The organism is Thermococcus atlanticus (genome assembly GCF_054657855.1).
The window spans coordinates 1,128,021-1,149,341 of the sequence record NZ_BAAHXX010000001.1; the positions used below are offsets into that span (position 1 = coordinate 1,128,021).

The following is a 21,321-nucleotide window of genomic DNA, read 5'->3' on the forward strand; positions in this document are numbered from 1 at the left end:
AATCAGGCGGCCAGCATGATATAGACCAGTGCCGCCATCAAAGCCAGCAGGATGTAGGCGACATAGATGCTGTCGGAGCCGCGCATGAGGGCATGACGGAACCTCTCCGAGAGCGTCAGATACATGCCTGAAAGCTTCTCGTAGGCCCGTGCAGTTCTTTCCTTCCAGCGGAGCATGCCCTTTTTCTCCTCTGTCCCGTAGAGCCATCCTTCCGTTATCAGGAGTATGGCGGAGTGTGCTATAGGAGGATATTCAGGGTTGCTCAGACCGCCGCTCCAGGCCCTCACGTGTTTAACCTGTCCGAGCACCGTAACCCGGGCCAGCACATAGACCGTGAGCCCGAAGAGGAGGATTATACCCGCCAGATAGGTCGGTGAGATGCCGCCGAAGTCCTTTGAGACTATAAGGAAGCCGTTTTTTATTCCCAGAGCTCCACTGGTGAAGCTCTCCGCATTTAATCCTCCCAGCGAGCCTGTCAGCCTGTTGACCGGCCTGAACAGGAGAACCGGAAAGACTCCTGCGGCCAGAAGAACTGCTGAACTCAGCATGTATGCGGCGTTCTCCCAGGGTCTTCCCCTGCCGCCCCCGGCGCGCTGGAAGCCATGGGTTATCATTTTGCTCATAGCCACGCCGGCTATTCCTGCGGTGAGAGCCGCAAGGGCACCCACGAGAGCGATCAGGATTTTAAGATGGACATCCGGGAGCTTGAAGCTCTGAAGGAGGGTCTCTATTCCCATCCATTCGCCGAGGAATCCCGGAAAAGGCGGGACTCCTGCAAGGCTCAGGGCGGAGACATAACCTGCAAATACCCCGAGCATGCCGAGACTTTCCCTCTGAACCCGGCTGAAGCCCCCATCCCCACGTTCTATTTTTCCGGCGAGAAGGAAGAGCAGTCCCTTGGCGACGCTGTGCGCAAATGCATAGATGAAGAGCGCAAGGAATGCGAAGGATGCAAGTGCCGGAACACCGTGGTTTGCTGCGAGCACCGCCCCTCCAAAGAGCGCCAGCAGAATACCGTCATTCTCAACTGTGCTGTATCCGGGAAGGCGCTTGACATGTTCGGTTCCGGCAGCATAGGACGCCCCCAGTACTGCTGTCAGGCCCCCGAAGAGAAGGAAGAACACTCCAACCCAGTCCGCAGGCCTGCCCGTAAGGAGCAGCCGGAGCATTCCGTAGAGCCCCATCAGGGTCAGCACCGCGCTCAGCTGTGCCGACAGGTTGGCGGGCGCACTGCCGTGGGCATCGGGAAGCCACGTGTGGAGCGGAAAGATGGCCATCTTGACGGCAAAACCGAGTGCTGCGAGGAAGAAAGCCGTGCTCCAGAGGGGCGTTACCTTCCACGTGGAGAATGATGGGGAACCGTTCTGGAGCATCAGGATTCCAAAGCCCGCCATTATTAGCAGGGCGCTCAGCTCGCCGAAAGCGAGGAATCTGTAAGCTCCCCTTCCATCCTTCTCTTTTGCTGTTATGCCGAAGTAAGATGCAATAGTCATTACCTCCCAGCCGGCGAGGAAGCTCACAGCATCTCCGGCCAGTAAAATGGTCATCATGCCGGCAATTGTCATCGAGAATGAGCAGGCGAGCAGCCTTGGGTAGTGATCATCGTAGTCCATGCTGAAGAGTGCGGCGGTGAGCCACACGATGCCTGAGACCATCAGGAAGTATCGCGTCAGCTCATCCACATCTGATGGGTATGCAAATATGACCATCAGCAGTGCTGCCGCCGAACCTGCTGCCAGCCCGTAGGAGAGCTTTCTGGAGAGAAGTGCCGCAAGGGACGACAGCACAAATGCGGCGGTTATAACGTAATACGGGTTCACCGAATCTCCCTCCCTGCGATTTTCAGAAGTCCTTCAATTATGTTGAGGGGAGCTGGAGGACAGCCGTCTATATGGCCGTCAACCGGCACGTAGTCCTCAACCTTCCTCCCGCAGAGCGCTCCCTGGGCGCAGCTCCCCATAACAAGGACGCGCTTCGGCTCCGGCATCAGCTCATAGGCTTCTTTCAGCACTGGAACCATATCATCCGTAGGACAGCCTGCGACGAGGAGAACATCAGCATGCTTGGGCGTCGGCGTAAAGAAGACCCTGAGCCGATGAATGTCATAGTTCGGCCCGCCCAGGAGGGCCATCTCGCGGTTGCATGCGTGGCATGTGCCGGTGTCGAGGAAGAAGACGTGAAGCGAACGCCTGAACTGGAGTGGCCTTTCAACGCTGCTCATCTCAGCTTTTCTGCCAAATTCAGTGTCGCAGAGCCTGCAGAAAAGGCATTTCGAGTAGTCGAGCTCGCCGTCTCTAAGGGCCCCAAAAGGACATTCTGACGGGGCTTTCAGCGGAACCGCCGGTGGCAGCTCCTCATCGCTCACCGCTTTTGGATATCCGCTCGTTATCACGCCCTTCCTAAGTCCCCGGATAATCCACATCATTCCTCACCTCCCTGCCACAGGGCAGCGTCCGCGAAGTTCAGGCCGAAGCTATCAAGCCCGAATGGAAAGTCCGTGAAGATGTTGCCGGTTATGCCGCAGCAGAAAGCGATGTAATTCAGGCGTGAGGCTCCGCGCAGGCCTATCCATCTGATTCTGCCGTCTTCGATATCCGCTAGAACCAGAACGTCTCCGTGAGCGGCCTCAGCAATTCCAAGGTTCAGCCCTTCCCTTATCTCCACACCTGTCCCGACAGGCCTTATGTCAATGCCCTCAATCATCTCAAATGACCTCTCAATTTCCTCCATCCTTACCATCAGCCTCGCCAGTGCATCGCCTTCTTCCATCGTTACCGGCTCATACTCATAGAACCTGTCGAAAGAACGCACATCCCTCGGAACACCGGAGCCTCTTGCGGCTATTCCAACAGCATCGAGTTCGATAATGTCCTCTCTGCTCAGCCTGCAGGTTCCGTGGAGGCGGTCAATGAATATCTTGCTCTCCAGCAGTTCATCTCTGAGCGACCGGAACTCGTCCCTTATTGTTCTGAGCCTCCTGACTGCCTCAGGTTTCTGTATTCTGACCTCACCGGGTGTGTTTGCACCGAAACCGTAGCGGTGGCCGGTGAGGGAGCCCAGAACCCGCAGCATCTCTTCCTCAAGTGCATGGAAGTGCATCGCCGCCACCTTCTGCGATGCTGCCGCTGCGAGCTTGTGGATGGCGTTGAAGTGATTGTATAACCTCTCCATCTCCAGAAGGGCCTTTCGTACTTCCCAGACGCGTTCATCGGGATTCTCCTCAGCAGCCCGCAGGAATGAATACGTGTATGCCATGGAGAAGTTTCCTGCGGCCCTCTCAAGAGGGATAATGGCCTCACGCACTGGCCTCCCCGCAATGCTGTTCTCAATTCCCCTATCCTTGTACCCATACAGTGGTCTTATTGAAACTATTCTCTCACCGTAGGTGAGCATCTCAAAGGCCCCCGCCTGCCCGAGACCTCCCGCAGCAGGGCCGAATCTCAGCACGGTAGCGTTGCTTCCCTCCGGAACTGTGAGGTAGGGTTTGGTATCCCCGATAAGTGCGCGGGCGATTTTTCTGGCTGGCAGGACATCGCTTTCCTCAAGCTCTGCCTTTCCACTCTCATAATCGAGCCAGACCGCGAGAAATCTGTCGTTTCTCCTGAACAGCGCTGAAAGGACTCTCACAGTATCAGACCTCCCTCCGCCATTAGATACCACACGTACAGACTTATCCCAAGCGCCACCAGCATCATGACGAACGGTACTGCCTCCTCCCTGAGGGATAGCTCAACATCCCTCTCCTCTCCGAAGACCATCCTCATGCTGTGCCAGTTCAGGGCAAGGAATGAGAGCAGAATGCCGGTGCCTGTGAGGAGAGCCCACCAGCGGCTGTATATAAACGCCGAGCCCACCACCACCAGCTCCGCCGGGAAGGTTGCAAAGGGAGGAGCACCTGTCACCGAGAGGGCGGAGAGGGCAAAAGTGTAACCCGTGAGCCGGGTGGAGGAGAGAACACCTCCGATTTCTTCAATCTCGTGCGTACCGTAAGCCCTGACGAGGCTGCCTCCGGAGATGAAGAGGGCCCCCTTGGACAGGGCATGAACCGCCAGCAGTATGAAGACGAGCCTTAGCAGCTGAGGGTGGTAATAGCTGAGGGCTATTCCCGTGAGGGCAATACCCATAACATCCATGCTGGAATAAGCGAGCAGGCGCTTGAGGAAGCGCTGGGATGCCATGAGGACTGAGGCCACCATGATCGTCAGGATTCCGGCTGCGAGAGCGGGATATACGGGTTTCGACGTTACTTCCGTGGCCGCGTGGAAAATCCTCATATAAACCAGCAGCGCCGTTGGTAGCAGGGTTCCCGAGAGCATCGCACTGACCGGGGAAGGCGCGCTTCCGTGAGCGTCGGGGAGCCAGCTGTGCATCGGAAATATGCCCGCCTTTGTCCCGAAGCCTATGAGGCCGAGCAGCGAGACCAGAACTGCGGTCTTCTCGGGGAGGATGAGCCGGGTGATGTCGAGCGTCCCTGCGGAGCTGTATGCCACGACCACTGAGAGGAAGGCTATGCCCAGACCCGCTGAGGCGATTATCATGTAGCGCCAGGCACCTTCGACGTTTCTCTTCTTTCCATCGGTTATTATGAGCAGCGCGCTCACGATTGTTGTGCCCTCAAGCCCTATCCACATCCAGCCGAGGTTCGAAACCACCGCTGTGAATATCATGGAGAGTGCGAAGAGGGAGAGCAGAGCCCAGTAGAGGCTGAGCCTGAAGAATGGCCGCTCAACACGCTTCACGTAGTGGAGCGAAGAGAGCGATGCGAAGAAATAAAGCCACGAGATCATGGAGACCGTAACGATGGAGTACCAGTCGGCGTGAAAGGTGCCGTTTGAGACAGTGTAACCCCTCATGAGCATATCCGCGGACACGACCGCCGTTGCGAGGGAGAGTACCGGGGTGAAAAGGCCAGCAAGACTCTCGGAGACCAGGGAAATTATGGCCGCTGTCAGGGGGAGGATGAGGATGTATGCAACCGGCTCCATGGTATCACCCCACCAGCTCCTCCACTTCAAGCGGTCCGTAGCGCTTCTCGGCGCCGAGCACGACCGCCAGCAGGACGAAGGCTATCATGTCGAGCAGTATGCCGAACTCAAGCACCATGGGTATCGGCGAGAGCATCACCGCGAGGTAAAGGAGGGCGTTTTCCTCGCTAACGTAGCCAACAACCTGTGCAAGTGCGTTCCTCCGGGTAACAATGATGAGGAGGCTGAGGAAGAGCAGAACGAATGGTATAACACCGTTCCAGCTCTTCGTGGCGTCATATACGGGCATGTAGAGGAAGTATGCTGCAACAGCAACGATGAGGCCAAGCACCATCACGTGATGCGTCGTCTTTATCTCACGGTATCTCCAGATGTACTCGTCGCGGATATCCCTCGCGAGAAGCCAGGGGATTATGATGGCCCTGAATGCCACTGTAATCCCTGCCAGGATTATCAGCTCCCGCACCCCATTCTCCCAGCCGACGATCCCTATGATGAGCCCGATTAGGACGGACTGGAAGGATATCGTCTCGATTACCGAGTGCATGTAGGAGTGGAAGAGCAGCAGGAACGCCGTCAGCAGCACCGTTGCACCGAGGAGGTTTATAATCTCCGCAGTAACAGCCATCACGGGGCACCACCACCGAGGAGGAAGCTTATAACGCTCATAATGGCAAGCAGGAACGATGCCGAGAGGTAGTCAATGATGCGGAAGAGCCTTATCTTTGCGAGGCTCTCCTCAACTATGACGAATGCCAGTATGAGGCCGAGCATCTTGAGGAAAAGCGTTGCGGTACCGTAGGCAATGGCAGCGGGTGAAGCGGCTGCCGCAAGTCCCCATGGAAAGGCAAAGACATTGAGGAAGACGGCCATGAGGATGAAGGACTTCATGTAGCCCGCCCAGGTGCTGAGGGCGTAGAGCACACCTGTGTATTCGAGGCTCTTTGCCTGATCAAGCATGCCGAGTTCGTTGCTTCCGTGGGACTCAACGGGAAGTTTCCCCGTGTCAAAGAGCAGGAGCATGAAGAAGGCGGCGGTTATGAGTATGTGAGTCGGTGAGAGATACCATCCGCCAGCTGTGATTTTATGATTCATGAGGAAAGGATTGTTGGTTCCCGTGAGTATTGCAACTCCAAAGAAGACCATTATGAGGACGGGCTCTGCAAATGCCCCGAAGCTCACGGAGCGTGTTGCACCGATTCCTGTGTAGTAGCTTCCCGTTCTTTCCGCTGCGAGCACAGAGGCCATTGCTGCCAGTCCGAATATGAAAGTCCCGCCGAAGAAGTCGACGGTTGGCGCAAGCCAGCTCGGGAAGTTCCCGACTATCGGTAGCATGAGCGGGAGCGTCAGCATGGCAGCGAACGCTATGAACGGTGCCATGATGAAGAAGGGGCCCGTTTCCTCTGGAACCAGCGTCTCCTTTCTGAAGAACTTTGCGAGGTCGTAATAAGGCTGAAAGATGCTTATGCCTCTACGCGACTCTATCCTTGCTTCGATTTTCTTCAGTATGCCCGCCATCAGGGGCGAGAGCATGAGCACCACTATAACCTGGGCTAATCCTATAATTATCCTGTCTTCCGGGTTCAAAGGCGTCACCTCCAAACGTGGAGAGAACAGGCGTCATCAGCCCTTCAGGGCATTTGGGGCGGACGCCATCGCCCGGAAATTCCCCCGGCCGGGATAGAATAAAAAGTATTTAAACGTTTTGCGTTCGTTTTTGATGTCTGATGTATTGAAATGAGCGGATGAACAGGGACAATCCGGAACCTATGTGCCCTTCTTGAGTTCCCTTATGAGCTCATCCAGAGCCTTTCTGGCCTCAAACTCGAAGTAAAGCTCATATTCCTCTTTCAGCAGTTTGTAGTGCTCCCTCTCGTCCCCCGCAAGCTCCCTCATAATGCGTTTGTGTTCGGCTTCATCAAGCATCTCAGCGAGCATTGTATATACGGCCTCAGAGAGCTGTTCGGCATCCATCGCCACACGCAGCACTCCGAGGTAATCCCCAACGCTTCTGAGCCTGAAGTCCTTCTCAACCAGAATCTCTCCCCAGCTCTTAAAAGGAACCTCCGGCACTTCTTCTCCCGGGAACAGACTTCTGAAGACCTGCTTAACCTTTCTGCTGTGTTCGGCTTCAACCATCATAAACCGTTCAAAGGTCGCCTTCGGGTATCCCTCCGGCAGTTTTTCATGGAGAAAGGCATAAAGCGAGATGGCATCATTTTCACCCTTCACCATGTATGCCAAGATTTCCCTCAGGGGCCTCCTGGAAATCTCCTCCAGTGTTTTCTTAACCGTCTCCTCCACGCTCAGCTTCTCCATAAGCATATCCAGCGCCCTGCCCATAATTCTCCCCCTGTATAATCTGAACAGGGTTTCATAAAACATTTTCGGTTATAAAAAAGAAATTCAGAAGAACACAACCACCGCATCCCCAACTACGGCCGTCTCCACCTCTTCGCCCTCGCTGAACACCGCCTTCCTGATGACAACGTCGTCCTTGTTGAGTTCGACCTTTTCCCCACCAACCTCGAACTCGACTGTTCCGCTCTCCTTGAGTGACTTAGCAACCTCTTCCGCGTTCTCCTTGAGGTAGGCGGTGATCTTCGGCACGAGCTTGCCGTATCTCGGTCCAACAGTCCTGAAGTTGGGCTTTATCTCAATGATGCGCTCCTCAAGTTCCGGCTCGCCCTGGATTATCTCCAGCTTCTCGATGTTCATGGTTCCGGCGATGTCCTTCTCGATGGCCTTCAGGGCCTCATAGCTGTCGGTGGCGTAGATGGCCACGTGCTTGAGCTTGGCGTTCAGAGCGAGGCCGTGGCTGTTCTTGTAGCGCCTCATTGCGCTGACTATCTCTCTGGCCAGTTCTCCGAGCTTCTCGGCCTCCTCGCTTATCCTGCCTTCATCGTACTTCGGCCACTCGAGGAGGTGCACGCTCTTGGCACCTATGTGCTTCTTGAACATCTCCTGGTAGAGCTCCTCGGTTATGTGCGGGGCTAACGGTGCGAGGAGGAGCATTATGCTGTAGAGCAGCTCGTAGAGTGCCGCTTTCGCCTTCAGCTTGCTCTCCTCGTCGTCGCCGTAGAGGCGGTACTTGATCATCTCGATGTAATCGTCGGCCACCTCGTGCCAGACGAAGGTCATCAGCTCGCGCGTGAGCAGGTTGAAGCGGTAGCGCTCCATCTCCTCGGTGGCGAACTTTATCAGCCTGTGGAGCCTGCTGAGTATCCAGCGGTCGAGGGGTTCAAGCTCCTCCGGAGCGCTGCTCGGGTCAAAATCTACCAGATGACGCTCGGCGAAGCGGTAGATGTTCCAGACCTTCTGCAAAAACCTGTAGTTGTAATCTACCGTCTCCCACTTGAACGGGTGGTCTTCGCCGGGCGGCGCTAAGGCAGTCCAGAGTCTCAGGGCGTCGGCGCCGTACTTCGGGATAACCTCGTCAGGGGCGACGACGTTGCCGTAGCTCTTGCTCATCTTCCTTCCGTCCGGGCCGGCCACCATTCCGTTGATGAGGACATCGTCCCAGGGCTTCTCGCCGGTGAGGACGTGGGTTCTGAATATCGTGTAGAAGGCCCACGTCCTTATGATGTCCGTTCCCTGAGGCCTTAGAGCGGTCGGGAAGTTGTGCTCGAACCAGCGTTTAGCTTTTTCGTCGCCCTTGATGGCCTCGTGCCACCGGGTTATGATGAGCGGGGTTATACTGGAGTCTATCCAGCAGTCGAGGACGTCCGTGACGGGCTCAAGCTCGGCACCGCAGACCGGGCACTTCTCGACCGGTGGTTCCTCAAAGCGCGGGTCAACCGGAAGGTCTTCTTCCCTCGCCGGAACCACGTGGCCGTTCTTGCAGACCCAGAACGGGAGCGTCGTTCCAAACACGCGCTGCCTGCTTATCACCCAGTCCCAGTCCATACTCTCGGCCCAGTCCTTCAGGCGGAGGAACATGTCCTCGGGATACCAGTTTATCTCCTTAGCGACCTTCACTATCTCGTCCGTGAAGTCCTTCACCCTGATGAACCACTGGGTCTTGGGGAGCAGCTCGATGGGCGCCATACAGGAGCTCCTCTCGGTGTGCCTCAGCACGCGGTGGTGGACCTTCTTCCTATCGTAGAGCAGGCCCATCTTTTCGAGGTCCTCGGCTATTACCTTCCTCGCCTCCTCGGTTTTCAGCCCCTTGTACGGCCCGGCGTTTTCGTTCATCGTGCCGTCCTCGTTGATTGCTATGATAACCGGCAGATTGTAGCGCTTCTGCCAGACGACGTCCTGCTCGTCGCCGTAGGTACAGTTGTAGACCGCACCGGTTCCAAAGCTTGGATCAACGTCCTCATCGGCTATGACCGGCACTTCCCTCTCAAATATCGGGAGCTTTACCTTCTTGCCAACGACGTCCTTGTAGCGCTCGTCCTCCGGGTGAACGAAGACTGCAACACAGGCCGGCATCAGCTCGGGCCTCGTGGTGGCTATGGGGACGTGGCCGCTTCCATCAGCTAAGGGGAGCTTGATGTAGTAGAGGTAGCCGTCCTCCTCGACGTAGCCGACCTCGGCCTTGGCCAGGCTCGTCCTGCAGCGCGGGCACCAGTAAACCGGGTGCTTGTCGCGGTAGAGCATGCCCTTCTCGTAGAACTCAAGGAGGGACTTCTGCACGGCAGCCTTGTACCAGTCGTCCATCGTGTGGTACTCAAGGTCCCAGTCGGCGGAATAGCCAATCCTAATGAACTGGTTTCTCATCGCCTCAATGGCCTGCCAGGTCCACTCGACGCACTTCTGGAGGAACTTCTCCGGCTGATCCTTGCTGATTCCAAACTCCTTCTCCACCTTGAGCTCGGTTGGCAATCCATGGTTGTCAAAGCCCTGGGGGAAGAGCACGTTGTAGCCGGTCATCCTCTTGTAGCGCGCTATGATATCGATCCAGGTGTGGCTCAAAACATGACCGAGGTGGAGCGTTCCGCTCGTGAACGGGGGCGGAGTGTCTATCGCATAGCTCGGCCTCTTTTCATCTAGCTCGTACTTGTAGATTTTCTCATCCAGCCAGAACTTCTGCCACTTTGGTTCAATCTTCTCAGGCTCGTAGTTTTTAGGAAGCATGGACATCACCTTTTCGGTTTTTTGAAGATGGGTTACCCTCAGAAGGGTGGCTTAAAAATCTTGGCAATGGCGGTGCCAGAGTAAAGGCTAACCGAGAAGCGCGGAACGCACGACTAAATGTTGAAACCAGCGTTACGGTGGACGATAGGCACCACCAGGGTATAGAAATGAGCTCGAGGTTTAAAAAGTTTGGGGTCACTTCAGGGCAACCAGCCAGTACCTCCTGTCGTTGGGCCTCAGCTCGTGCCCCGCTCCGTAGATTTTTACCTTCCTGAAGTGCCTCTCAGCTAAAAGCCTAATCTCCCTCGGCGTGTAGATATTGAGCTCGTCGTCCACCATGAAGGTCCTAACACCTCCGTCAGGCCTGATTATCTGCACGAGCCTCTTGAAATGCAGTTTTTGAAAGGCCGGCTCGACCTCGCGCCAGTCGGTTATGACAAGCCTCTCATCACCCTTCATCTCGTCCCACACTACCGGAAAGCTTCCGCCGTAAAACCAGCAGGGGAAGTCCGTTATAAAGACCCCGTCCGGTTTCAGAGCCCGTTTTACAGAATTAAATAATTCGTGAATTGCAGAATCATCGAAGTAGGTAATCGAAGAGAAGAACATCGTTACGGCGTCAAACTCTTCCTCGAAATCTATCTCAAGCGCGTTCCCTTGTATGAACCTAACGTTCAGACCTTCCTTCTCGGCCTTCTTCCTCGCTACCGCCAGCATCTCATCATGGAGGTCAAGGCCCATAACTTGATAGCCCCTCCTTGCGAGTTCAAGAGTCGGGATTCCGGTGCCGCAGGCGAGGTCCAGGATTTTTCTTACCTCTCGCTCGGTCTCCTTCCGGAAGAGCTCCTCGACGAAGTCTATCTCCTCCCCAATTCGCTCAGCCCTTCGCCGGTAGATGGCATCGTAGTACTCCGCCAAGACTGTGTAGAGCTCGTGCATGACACCACCGTAAATGTGTGAAAGAGGATTCTTATAAATTTTCAGGCTGAGGTCTTAGCAATAATCTTTGTTATCAGCAGGAACATTATCCTCTTCGATTTAGGATTCAAGGACTGAAAATCATGCATCCTCTCAGTCACCTAAAATTTATTAACCTCTTCGCTCACTGTTAAATGGTGATGTAAAATGTCCCATGAGGAGCACAGGGCAAAGGCCCCTAAAAAATTTAAATTCGCAGTAATAACCGTCAGCGATACCGCAAGCAGGGGAGAAAGGGAGGACAGGAGCGGAAAATTCCTCGTTGAGGAGATGGAGCGGGCCGGCAATGAGAGGGTTTACTACACGGTTGTTCCCGATGAGAGGCTGGCCATAATCAGGGCCGTGATTGAATCCGTTGAGAGGGGTGCCGATGTTGTGGTCACTACCGGCGGGACCGGGATAACGAGCAGGGATATTACGATAGAGAGCCTCAGGCCCCTGTTTGACAAGGAGCTGAGGGGATTCGGTGAGGTTTTCAGACTGAAGAGCTATGAGGAAATCGGAACCGCCGCTCTCCTGACGGGGGCAACCGCTGGAGTGATAAGGAGCGGTGGAAGGGCCGTGGTGGTCTTCTGCCTGCCGGGCAGTTTGAATGCAGTTAAGACCGGCGTTGAGATTATAAAAAAGGAGGCTTATCATATACTCAAGCACGCGGGGGAGTGAGGATGCATGAGTTTAAGGAGCTAACCCCATACAGAAAGGCGTTTGAGCTGATGCTCGCTGACCTCGGGGAGATTCAGGATGTGGAGGAGGTTCCTCTGAAAGATGCCCTCGGCAGGGTTCTGGCTGAGGACATTGCCTCGCCGATTGACAGCCCCCCTTTCAATAGATCGGCGGTTGATGGATACGCGGTCAGGGCAGAGGACACCTTCCCCGCGAGGGAATACAGCCCTGTAACCCTCAGGGTCATGGACGAAATAGTCGCAGGAGAAGAGAGCAAAGCAAAGGTCGAGCCCGGAACAGCTGTAAAGCTCATGACAGGGGCGAAGCTGCCCGAAGGAGCGAACGCCGTTGTGATGCAGGAGATGGCCGGGCGCGAGGGGAACCTCATTAGAGTCCTCAGGCCAGTGGCACCGGGCCAGAATGTCGCATTTGCAGGGGAGGATGTCAGGAAGGGCGAGACTGTTCTGGAAAAGGGGCAGATTCTGAGGCCTCAGGATCTCGCTCTGCTGAAGAGCCTGGGATTTAAGACAGTAAGGGTTAGGAGAAAGCCCCGGGTGGGAATAATAATCACAGGGGATGAGCTCATTGAGGAATTCGATGAGAGGGCTTTGAATGAGGGCAAAATACTGGAGAGCAATTCAGTCCTGCTTTGGGGACTTGTCAGACAGTATTTTGGAGAACCGGTGTTCTACGGTGTCATCCGGGACAGGATGGAGGATATACAGGAGGCCATAGAGAAGGCCAGAGCCGAAAATGATCTTGTTCTCGTTACCGGGGGCTCAGCGTTCGGGGATAGAGACCTTGCACACCGCGCTGTCAGGCTGCTCTTCCACGGAACGACGATAAAGCCCGGACGGCCGATAGGCTACGGGGAGAGGGTTTTTGTCATGAGCGGCTATCCCGCCGCGGTATTTGCCCAGTTCCACCTTTTTGTCAAATATGCACTGGCGAAGCTTGCCGGAGCCAGATTCAAACCCGTAACCGTAAACGCCGAGCTGATGGATAAGGTTCCCTCACAGCTGGGCAGGTACGAGTTCGTCAAGGTCTGGTATGAGGACGGGAAGGCAAGGCCGATAAGAAAAAGGGGGAGCGGAATCATAAGCGCGCTGGTCAGGAGCAATGGATACATTGCCATTCCTGAAAACAGCGAGGGCTATCTGAAAGGCGACAGGGTGGAGGTTATCTTTTATTAGCTTTCTCTCCGGAATGCTCTCCCCCCGAAAACAGGGGTGAGCTGAAGCGCTCTGCTATCCTGAGAACCTCCTTCTTCTCCTTCTCTCTTTCCTCCATGATATCCCTCAGCGGGTTGGATCTCGCCCAGGGGATTATCTCACGTATCTTACTCTCCGCGCATTCCAAATCAATGTTGAGCATTTACATGCACCATTGTCAATTATGGACTTTAAAATAGATAAACCTTTTCTATACGGATTTTGCAGTTTTTTGGGGTTTAATGCAAAATCTGTATAGAACACAGATGTACATGCTATGGCCCGCCCGTAACCCCCGCCCCCATCGGTGCCTCACGGCGAACTCGGGCGGGTTAACCCAGGCGGGCCTCAGCTGTGCTCGGCCTGGGTTTCCCGCGGCCATCGTGCTCCGTAACGCGGAAGGCCCTCCCGCGGGGACCTCGCTGAGGCCGAGCTGTAGCCCCCGCATCGCCCCCCGGTTCATTCTCCCCGGGGTCCTCGCGCAGGGGCATTATACGGTTGAAAGAAGGAGGTATATAAGGTTATGCTCATCCCACGATTTTCCTCAGCTGTGCAAAGATTCTCTTATCCAGGCTTTCCTCTTCAATGACAAGTATCAGCGTCCCGTTATTCACCACCGCGAAGTCCCTGAGCTTTGACAGGAACTTCAGAATGCTTTCCGTCGAGTTGTAGACTGCCAGATACTCAAGACAGTCGATTATTACAACCCCCCTCTGTCCCGATTTGGAGAGTCCCTCCAGATACCTGTAAGACAGTTCAGTCATCTGTCCAAGGTCAGTTGGGGAGATTGTGTTTCTGAATCTTCCCTGGAACGGAACCGTTGTCACGAAATAGTAGTCCCACTTTTCGGGAACATCGATAACATCCCTGAGAAATGCAAGTGCAGGGATATCCTTCAGGGAGTCCCTAAGCCTCTGATACTCACTGCTGTTGAGCAGCATGACCCCTGGCTTCAGGTCAATCTTCGGGATTTTGCTCACCCCCTGCTTCAGGAAAGGATCTGAAGAAACAAGTTTTATCATTGCAGTTACCATGAGTATAATAAGAACCGTTGAGAGCGTGAACCCTATTGGTTGATACCAGAGCTCCAGACCGAATAGAGCTGCAGGTGCCAGATGGATGCCGAACAGGATGATCCCAACATAGAGATACCTGATGGCGCTTTTGTATATCTCCTCTGTCTCCCTCAGCAGTATTCCACCCATCACGACAAATATTCCGCTTATGCCGAAGGATGCTCCTGCTGTGATTGTCCATCCCGGATTTCCCGTATATTTATAGAGAGCGATGAGATAGATGACAAAAAGTGTGGGCAGTGGTAAAAACCACAGCATATTCCTGTATTCTATCCTTATGGACTCCTCCTCCAGAAATCTTACTGATCCGTAAAAGATCAAAGCTGAAAACACCGTGAAGGCTAGGGCACTCACAGTGATGGAGCCCGATGAAGCGAATATTGCGAGAAAATCAAATATCCATGCTGCAGAAAACGCGAGAGTTGATTTTCTTCTGTTTTTCAGGTATGCCCTGAACAGAATTGCGGCGGCAACCAAGTCTACCAGCATTACAATAACGGCCTCAATCATAACAAATGTCTGCAGAATACCCACATTTTTCACCTCAGACTCCTTTCAGGATCACCGAATCCATCCCATCCAAACGGCCCCTCGGGCGGAACGCGGAGGGCAGTTTCATCCTCCACCTTAACAATTAAAAGCTCCGGCCGGGCTATTATAACGCCAACCAGCCCCCTTTCGTTATACCTCACTATCCTGTATCCATCATCGGACGTTTTGAGCGGAAATATGATGGTGAACGGGTGGTTGGGATAGTACCAGAAGCTTCCTTCCTTCTGAATCCCCACCAGGTCACCAAAGCCGTAGTATCCGTAAAAGGGTATTAATGCTGCGTTTTCAAACGTTTCACGGAGGTAGGAAAAGAGATCGCGGTTTATTCCGACACCGCTTATCATTATGGTTTCAATGCTATCCGCATACCCCTCAAAGAGGGACATCAGCGGGGGTGCTGATCTTACGGTGTTTATTCTGTCCTTTTTCATGACCCTTTCCGTGTATCTCACAAGAGGATCCAGCAGCTTCAAAACTGCATCGAGCCCCTTTTCGCGGTACACTTTCTTCAGCCCTTCGGTTTCCATTCCGATGAAGTAGAGAACCCCTCCATAGCTCCAGACGAGCTCGCTGATCTCATCCTGATACCAGCCGTATGGGCCGTGGGCGAGAGCCCTCATCTGGTGGGACTCATTATAAATCCTGTCAAGCCCGTAAATACCGTCGAGGGATTCTCTAAGATATCTGAGAAGCACCGAGGAATATCCCCTGTCCCAGTGCCCTATGGCCCTTTCCCTTGTGGTTCCCGAGGACTGATAAAAGCGTATTCTTCCCCCATAACCATCGGGGACGAAGTCCAGCCAGTTGCTGCGGAGGTAGTCCTCCTCAACCGTCAGCCCGAAGTTAAAAACCTTCTCAAAAACCTCATTCAGGCTTCCCTGAAAGATTTCATCCAGGTCAACATTTCCGGCTTTACCTCTCCAGTAAGGGGTGTTGCTTAGATGAAACTCGAAGATTTCCCTGAGGTACTCCTTACAGTCCCCTTCAGCCACCTTCAGGGGCTTCTGATAGATTTTGTCCAATATATACGTGTAGTCCATGATGAATATTCTAACCGATAGCGTATAAAAACTTTTCTTCCACCTGTCAGTCTTCATTTCGTCGTATAAAACCTAACACTTAAATATCCAAAATAACATTCATAAGATGGTGAACTCCAGTGTATCTTGCAGTTGGAAGAACCGATAGAAATGGAGTTGAGGATTTAAACTATACCCTAAAGAAGGCCGTGGAAACGACACCCTTCTGGAAGGAGAAATTTGCAGGGGTTGAGCTGGACAGCATAACTCCGGAACTTCTTGCATCCCTGACCGACAGCGTGTATATAACCCCCCACGACCTGTACGCCCGTGAGAGGGTCTGGCCGGATTATATCAGGGAGAGAAGGGTGTTCTACACCGTGATGAGAACCAGCGGAACCACGGGAGAGCCAAAGAGGGTGCCCTACACGGTGGACGACAGATTCAGAACGGCGAGACAGGTTGAACCGTGGATCAGGGAGTATATGGATAGAGGTGATGTTATTGCCTCATTCTTTCCGCCGTTGCCCTCCTCTTCAGGCATGTTTGCTTTTGGAGCATTTGAGGCTTTAAGAGCAAAATCCGCGTACTACCAGATACCCATTTACTATCTGATGGATAAGAATCTCCTTTTGAAAGAGCTCAGGGATATCAAACCAACGGCACTTTTCTGCCTGCTCGCAACTGCATACAACCTCGGACTGGTGCTGCCCGATGACATAAGAAATGACATTCAGACCATCGTCGTCGGAGCCGAGACATTGACACCTGAAATTGCCAAAGCCACACTCGAACTTTTTGAGAATGCCGTTATCATTGACAACTACGGCTCCACAGAGGATGACCTGACGGGATACAGGGTGATAACCAAAAAGAAGACAACCCGCTTCCACTTCAGGGATTCGATTGTGATTCTGAAGGAGAATGATGATGGATACAGGGAATACAAACGCATGTATATCACCAAGGTTATGAGGGATGGAGAGCTCACAGGGCTTCCACTCTTCAACTACGACATCGGAGACCTCGCGAGGGTCGTGGATGGCGAGGTGAGGAATATAATCCGTGTCAAGGATGTTATAAGTCTGGCAGGGGCGAAGCTTCACATTGATCAGGTTATGGAAATCGTCTATAATCACCCTGATCTCGCTGATTTCGTCATCATATACCACCCGCTCTCCCCACAGAATCCAAGGCCGAAGGCCGTTATCAGGGTTGCATACCGGGACAGGAAGCCTGCGGGAATAGAGGATGAGGTCAGGGAGCTGATATACGAGGCAAACAATCCTGTCAGATACGAGGTTGAGGAGTCAAAGCAGGCCGAGCTTATCATTGAAGCCGTGCCTCTGGGCGACCTTAGGATAGACCTGCCCAAAAAACCCGGAAAGACGAAGAGAATATACACCGTTGGCAGGGATATATGAATTCGAATTCTATTGCCCTTTCCCTGCTGTCCTTTTTATCATTGAAACGCCCGACAGTGAATTGAAACTGGGCAGGAACCTTAGAACTGCCGAGGTTATCCCCGCGGTATATGTCATAATGCCAAAATTTATTTAAGATGGCTTTCAAAGCTCTAACCGGGTGAAGGTGATGTGTGCCAAGATAATCCATGACGGAATTCACGGGAGCATGAAGCTCGACGGTTTGATTCTGGATCTCGTTAAAACACCCGAATTTCAAAGACTGAGGAACATAAAACAGCTGGGTCTGGCTTATCTCGTCTATCCCGGTGCCAACCATTCCCGTTTTGAACATTCGCTGGGCACGTATTACATCGCCAAACGGCTCTCCCTTGAGGTGGGGCTCGACGAGGAGGAAGCCACAATCCTTGAGGTCGGGGCACTGCTCCACGACATCGGGCACGGGCCTTTTTCCCACACATTCGAGCAGATTTACCGCCACTACGTTAAGCAGTACGACCACATGAGGCTCGGCCAGAATATCATCCTCGGAAATATTGACATCATCGATGGGGAGTTTGATGACAGGAAGATGGTCTCCGATATCATCGAGGAATACGGATATAAGCCGCAAGAAATTGCCGACCTGATTCTGGGGAAATACCAGCGGAGGTATCTCGGCCAGATGCTCCACGGGGATGTTGATGTGGATCAGCTTGACTACCTCGTGAGGGATGCCCATTATACGGGTGTTGCTCACGGCATAATAGATCTGGAAAGGCTGCTGAAGGTCCTCAGAATCCACAGCGGCGAGCTCGTGGTCGATGAGAAGGGCATCGAGGCCGTCGAGGGTATGATGGTTGCGAGGTCTCTGATGTACTCAAGGGTTTATTTCCACCACACCGTGAAGATTGCGGAGGGCATGCTGACGAGGGCACTCGAATTTGCCCTTGAAGCTGATCAGCTCTGGGATTTCTGGAAGATGACAGACTGCCGGGTCATGGTCGAGCTTGAGGATCTGGAGGGCTATCCGCAGGAAATTGTCAGGCGCATCAAATACCGCAAGCTCTTCAAAGCCGCTGTTCTGGCCAATGCCGATGAGCTGAGCAGTGAGGAGAAGAAGGAGCTTCTTGCTGCATACAGAAACGTCAGGAAAAGGCAGGAGATAGAGAGGAATCTGGCCGATGCCGTGGGGGCCAGAGAAGGCGAGGTAATTCTTGAGTTTTCAACGGCCGATTTAATGCTGAGCGAGCCGCGTCTGAAATCCACGGAGATAAACGTCTTCGTTCATGAGGGCGAGCTCCAGCCGCTCACAAAGGTTACCCCCCTTGCAAATGCCCTCAAGAGGCGGCAGACTCCGAGATGGGTCGTGATGATAGCCTCCCCTCACGGGTATGTGGACAGAATCAGGGAAGTCTGGAAGAGGGTTCTCTTCAGCTGATCATCCGAAAATCTGCTTTTTTACCTCTCTTTTCAGCTCCTCAATCATCTCAATGAGCTCGTCAGCATCCTTGATTTCGCGCAGGGACGCCTTGGGTATCAGGGGAACCTCTCCAACGACCTCCGTTTTGGTCTTTTCGAGAATAAAGACACCGTCGCTGTTGATGATTTTGCTCACCTCACTAACCATCTGAGCCCTCTTCACAGTTGTTCCTGTCTTCCTGCGGTCTATCCCTGTGAGGATTTTAAACTCATTCTCCTTGGAAACCGCGTTAAACGGTGCTTTTTTGACCTTTACAACTCCCATCCCCAGCCGCGTTAGCCTATCAAATATCTCCCTCTCAAGCTCGCTCTCCGGCTGCACATCGAGGTTTGCCTCAACCTTGGCATGCAGGATGTTTATCGGCTCGGCCAGGGGGGCATCAAAAATCTCCTCAAGCTTCAGCGCAACCTCCAGGCTCACGGACTGCTCGCCACGCTCGTAGTTCTGGAGGCTCTTCCTTGAGACCCCTATCATCTCGGCGAGCTCGTTTATGCTGTAACCGTATTTTTCCCTCAGATATCTCAGCTGGCTGCCGTTTATCCTCACATAGAAGCCCCCGCGCTCGGCGAAAATTGCGGGCAGTTCGTTCTCAACGATTACATCATAGAGTGTTTCCGGGTTCAGGGCATAGATTCCAAAGCGTTCATAGACGACTCCCTCTTCGAGCTCGGCGTTCTTGGTCTTTGTTCCGACTATCAGGGGTGATGCATTGAAGAATTTGGCCAGACGCTTTAAATCGGCGGCCTGTTCAGGGGTTACGGTGTCTATGTTGGCCAGAACCTTGATGAAGAGCAGGAGAAAGAGCCTGCTGGCCACTAGGTCAAAGCATGCACCCTTAAACTCCATGCGGGCGGTTCTGAAGCCCGTCCCCCGCAGGATGTCATTGACGAGCTTGATGAGTCTCTCCTTCTCCATCATTTTTAAATAGGTCGAGGAGCTTAAAAATTTAAGGTGCAACCTATGGATCGACCCGTGATACTGAAGGGCCGGAAGGTCTCTCTGGCGGTGCCCCGCAGGGAGGACGTGAAAAAGCTCTGGCTCTGGTACAACGACAGGGAAGTGAGGAGATACCTCTCAGATCCCGCCGGGATATTCTTCTTTGAGGATGAGCTGGAATGGTATGAACGGATCAGAAAGGAGAAGGAGAAACACAAGGTCTTTGCGATAATTGAAAACGGAAGCGGCAGTCTTGCGGGTCTCATCGGCATCCACAACATAGATCATAGAAACGGAAAAGCGGAGATAGGCTATTTTCTCTGGAGGGACTACTGGGGGAGGGGTTATGCCACCGAGGCCGTGGCTCTGGTGCTGGAATACTGCTTCGAATGGCTCAACCTGAGGAAGGTCTATGCGCATGTGTTTGAGCCAAATGCCGCCTCTTCAAAGGTTCTTGAGAAAAACGGTTTTACCCTTGCAGGCCGCTGGAGAAAGCACGTGCATGTTCCCGGAAATGGCTTCGTTGATGTTCTCTGCTATGAGCTCATGCGTGATGAATGGAAGGGATAATCTTTTAATCTCCCCCTCTTTTGGCTTTATGATGATGCTCCACATTGGAATCGACGACACGGATTCGCCAAACGGCATGTGCACGACTTACCTCGGCGCGCTCCTTTACAGGGAGCTTTCCCGCATAGCGGAGCCCATAGACCTGCCGAGGCTGATAAGGCTCAACCCAAACATCCCCTACAAGACGCGCGGCAACGGAGCGGTCGCGATGACCTTTGAAGCGGACGAAGAGGTTATCCCGGAGATCAAAGACCTCGTACTCTCCCGTGTAAGTCAGCTTTCCGACTTCACCCATGAGAACACCAATCCCGGCGTTGCCTTTATTGAGGACAAAGTCCCGGAGGAACTGAGGGAGTTCTCACTCAGGGCTTTGAGGGAGCACGTTACAATCGAGGAAGCCGAGAAGGTCGCGAAGGCTGCTGGAGCCGAAGTATTCAAGTTCAAGCTCGGCAGGGGCATTATAGGGGCATTGGCTTCAATCGGCTATCCTCTTGAGCGCTTCACATACGAGCTTTTGGCCTACAGGGAGCGGGGTAACTGGGGAAAGCCGCGGAAAGTCGATCAGGAGAGCGTTTTTCTGGCCGATAGGTGGAGCTATCCTTTCACCTACGACAACGTTGACCCAAACAAGCGGACAGTTCTCATAACGCCCCACGGCAAGGATCCCGTTCTGGCTGGAATCCGCGGAATTGATGCCGGGAAAGTCCTCCAGACCTTCGAGCTGGTTAGGTTTGGGGAGCCAGTCGCTTTTTATCAGCTCTACAGGACGAACCAGAACACCGACGACCACCTAACTCCGAAGAAGATTGGCGAGCTGAAGCTCTACGACAGCGCGGTTGTGAGGGGAAAGGTCGCTCGCTCATACTGGGAGAAAGGCCGGCACGTCTTCTTTGAGCTTGAGGACGAGACTGGCAAAATAAGGGTTGCTGCCTTCGAGCCGACCAGGAAGTTCAGGAACTACGTTAGGAAGCTTTTGCCGGGAGACGAGATTATCGCGGCCGGTGGTGTTAAGGAGCATGAAGGGATTTTGACGCTCAACCTCGAAAAGTTCTATCCGGTGAAGCTCGTCCCAAAAGTTGAGTACCAAAAGCCCAGGTGCCCGCGCTGTGGAGGGACGATGAAGAGCAAGGGCGATTATCTGAAGTGCAAACGCTGTGGTTATAGAATGCCGAAGAAGCTCATTCCGGTCGAAGTCCCGCGCGGGCTGGAGAGGAAGATATACGAGGTTCCGCCCGATGCGAGGAAGCATCTGTCGAGGCCCCTAGTGCTGCCGGGTGGGGAGGAGAGGATCCTGGGACTTTTGTGATCGAAAGTTTTAAAGTGATAAGTTGTTATCACATGAATCAGTTTGTGGATAGAAGAGAGG

General features: G+C 53.5%; 19 protein-coding genes and 1 riboswitch. Of the genes, 6 read left to right on the forward strand and 13 right to left on the reverse strand.

All coding sequences use genetic code 11. The features are described 5' to 3' along the window. Positions 1–2: 2 nt before the first annotated feature. From ACYQ27_RS05985 to ACYQ27_RS06025, 9 genes are all read right to left on the reverse strand, one after another. Complete coding sequence (locus ACYQ27_RS05985; RefSeq protein WP_460041258.1) at positions 3–1,820, reverse strand: proton-conducting transporter transmembrane domain-containing protein; 1,818 nt, start codon at positions 1,818–1,820, stop codon at positions 3–5. Then, a complete protein-coding gene (locus ACYQ27_RS05990; protein WP_460041259.1) occupies positions 1,817–2,425 on the reverse strand; it encodes an NADH-quinone oxidoreductase subunit B family protein in 609 nt (202 codons plus the stop codon). The genes ACYQ27_RS05985 and ACYQ27_RS05990 overlap by 4 nt, the downstream gene beginning before the upstream one ends. Then, positions 2,422–3,627 carry an NADH-quinone oxidoreductase subunit D-related protein gene (locus ACYQ27_RS05995; protein ID WP_460041260.1) on the reverse strand — a complete coding sequence of 402 codons (1,206 nt, stop codon included), beginning with the start codon at positions 3,625–3,627 and terminating at the stop codon, positions 2,422–2,424. The genes ACYQ27_RS05990 and ACYQ27_RS05995 overlap by 4 nt, the downstream gene beginning before the upstream one ends. Further along, the gene (locus ACYQ27_RS06000) at positions 3,624–4,985 is read right to left on the reverse strand and encodes a proton-conducting transporter transmembrane domain-containing protein (RefSeq protein WP_460041261.1); all 1,362 of its coding nucleotides are present in this window, start codon (positions 4,983–4,985) and stop codon (positions 3,624–3,626) included. The genes ACYQ27_RS05995 and ACYQ27_RS06000 overlap by 4 nt, the downstream gene beginning before the upstream one ends. Before the next feature lie 4 nt (positions 4,986–4,989). Next, a complete protein-coding gene (locus ACYQ27_RS06005) occupies positions 4,990–5,613 on the reverse strand; it encodes a hypothetical protein (protein ID WP_456396486.1) in 624 nt (207 codons plus the stop codon). Beyond that, positions 5,613–6,572, reverse strand: a complete 960-nt coding sequence (locus ACYQ27_RS06010; RefSeq protein WP_456396487.1) for a respiratory chain complex I subunit 1 family protein — start codon at positions 6,570–6,572, stop codon at positions 5,613–5,615. The genes ACYQ27_RS06005 and ACYQ27_RS06010 overlap by 1 nt, the downstream gene beginning before the upstream one ends. Before the next feature lie 20 nt (positions 6,573–6,592). Further along, positions 6,593–6,654: riboswitch (Fluoride riboswitch) on the reverse strand. A 98-nt stretch (positions 6,655–6,752) separates the two neighbouring features. Then, entirely contained in the window at positions 6,753–7,328 is a 576-nt protein-coding gene (locus tag ACYQ27_RS06015) for a ferritin-like domain-containing protein (RefSeq protein WP_456396488.1), read from the reverse strand. 63 nt (positions 7,329–7,391) lie between these two features. After that, entirely contained in the window at positions 7,392–10,064 is a 2,673-nt protein-coding gene (locus tag ACYQ27_RS06020; protein WP_460041822.1) for a valine--tRNA ligase, read from the reverse strand. 195 nt (positions 10,065–10,259) lie between these two features. Then, complete coding sequence (locus ACYQ27_RS06025) at positions 10,260–11,003, reverse strand: class I SAM-dependent methyltransferase (RefSeq protein WP_456453424.1); 744 nt, start codon at positions 11,001–11,003, stop codon at positions 10,260–10,262. 186 nt (positions 11,004–11,189) lie between these two features. Here ACYQ27_RS06025 and ACYQ27_RS06030 point away from each other — a divergent pair, with 186 nt between their 5' ends. Beyond that, the gene (locus tag ACYQ27_RS06030) at positions 11,190–11,705 is read left to right on the forward strand and encodes a MogA/MoaB family molybdenum cofactor biosynthesis protein (RefSeq protein WP_460041262.1); all 516 of its coding nucleotides are present in this window, start codon (positions 11,190–11,192) and stop codon (positions 11,703–11,705) included. A gap of 2 nt (positions 11,706–11,707) precedes the next feature. Then, positions 11,708–12,898 carry a molybdopterin molybdotransferase MoeA gene (locus ACYQ27_RS06035; protein WP_460041263.1) on the forward strand — a complete coding sequence of 397 codons (1,191 nt, stop codon included), beginning with the start codon at positions 11,708–11,710 and terminating at the stop codon, positions 12,896–12,898. Here the strand turns inward: ACYQ27_RS06035 and ACYQ27_RS06040 are convergent. The 3 genes from ACYQ27_RS06040 to ACYQ27_RS06050 all read right to left on the reverse strand — a co-directional run bounded on the left by ACYQ27_RS06040 (position 12,885) and on the right by ACYQ27_RS06050 (position 15,584). Next, the gene (locus tag ACYQ27_RS06040; protein WP_460041264.1) at positions 12,885–13,079 is read right to left on the reverse strand and encodes a hypothetical protein; all 195 of its coding nucleotides are present in this window, start codon (positions 13,077–13,079) and stop codon (positions 12,885–12,887) included. The genes ACYQ27_RS06035 and ACYQ27_RS06040 overlap by 14 nt on opposite strands. Positions 13,080–13,443: 364 nt before the next feature. Next, positions 13,444–14,526 (reverse strand): DUF835 domain-containing protein, encoded by a 1,083-nt coding sequence (locus ACYQ27_RS06045; protein WP_456423431.1) that lies wholly within the window; start codon positions 14,524–14,526, stop codon positions 13,444–13,446. A gap of 5 nt (positions 14,527–14,531) precedes the next feature. Then, a complete protein-coding gene (locus tag ACYQ27_RS06050; RefSeq protein ID WP_460041265.1) occupies positions 14,532–15,584 on the reverse strand; it encodes a hypothetical protein in 1,053 nt (350 codons plus the stop codon). A gap of 119 nt (positions 15,585–15,703) precedes the next feature. Here ACYQ27_RS06050 and ACYQ27_RS06055 point away from each other — a divergent pair, with 119 nt between their 5' ends. Both ACYQ27_RS06055 and ACYQ27_RS06060 read left to right on the forward strand, forming a co-directional pair. Further along, positions 15,704–16,987 carry a phenylacetate--CoA ligase family protein gene (locus tag ACYQ27_RS06055; RefSeq protein WP_460041266.1) on the forward strand — a complete coding sequence of 428 codons (1,284 nt, stop codon included), beginning with the start codon at positions 15,704–15,706 and terminating at the stop codon, positions 16,985–16,987. A gap of 169 nt (positions 16,988–17,156) precedes the next feature. After that, a complete protein-coding gene (locus tag ACYQ27_RS06060; protein WP_460041823.1) occupies positions 17,157–18,407 on the forward strand; it encodes an HD domain-containing protein in 1,251 nt (416 codons plus the stop codon). On the opposite strand, the gene ACYQ27_RS06065 is transcribed toward ACYQ27_RS06060, so the two are convergent. Next, positions 18,408–19,364, reverse strand: coding sequence for a transcriptional regulator (locus ACYQ27_RS06065; RefSeq protein WP_456452772.1), 957 nt, complete (start codon positions 19,362–19,364; stop codon positions 18,408–18,410). 45 nt (positions 19,365–19,409) lie between these two features. Here ACYQ27_RS06065 and ACYQ27_RS06070 point away from each other — a divergent pair, with 45 nt between their 5' ends. Further along, complete coding sequence (locus ACYQ27_RS06070; protein WP_456396071.1) at positions 19,410–19,955, forward strand: GNAT family N-acetyltransferase; 546 nt, start codon at positions 19,410–19,412, stop codon at positions 19,953–19,955. 31 nt (positions 19,956–19,986) lie between these two features. Next, on the forward strand, positions 19,987–21,261 hold the full coding sequence (gene tiaS, locus ACYQ27_RS06075; protein ID WP_460041824.1) for a tRNA(Ile2) 2-agmatinylcytidine synthetase TiaS: 1,275 nt from the start codon (positions 19,987–19,989) through the stop codon (positions 21,259–21,261). Positions 21,262–21,321 lie beyond the last annotated feature (60 nt).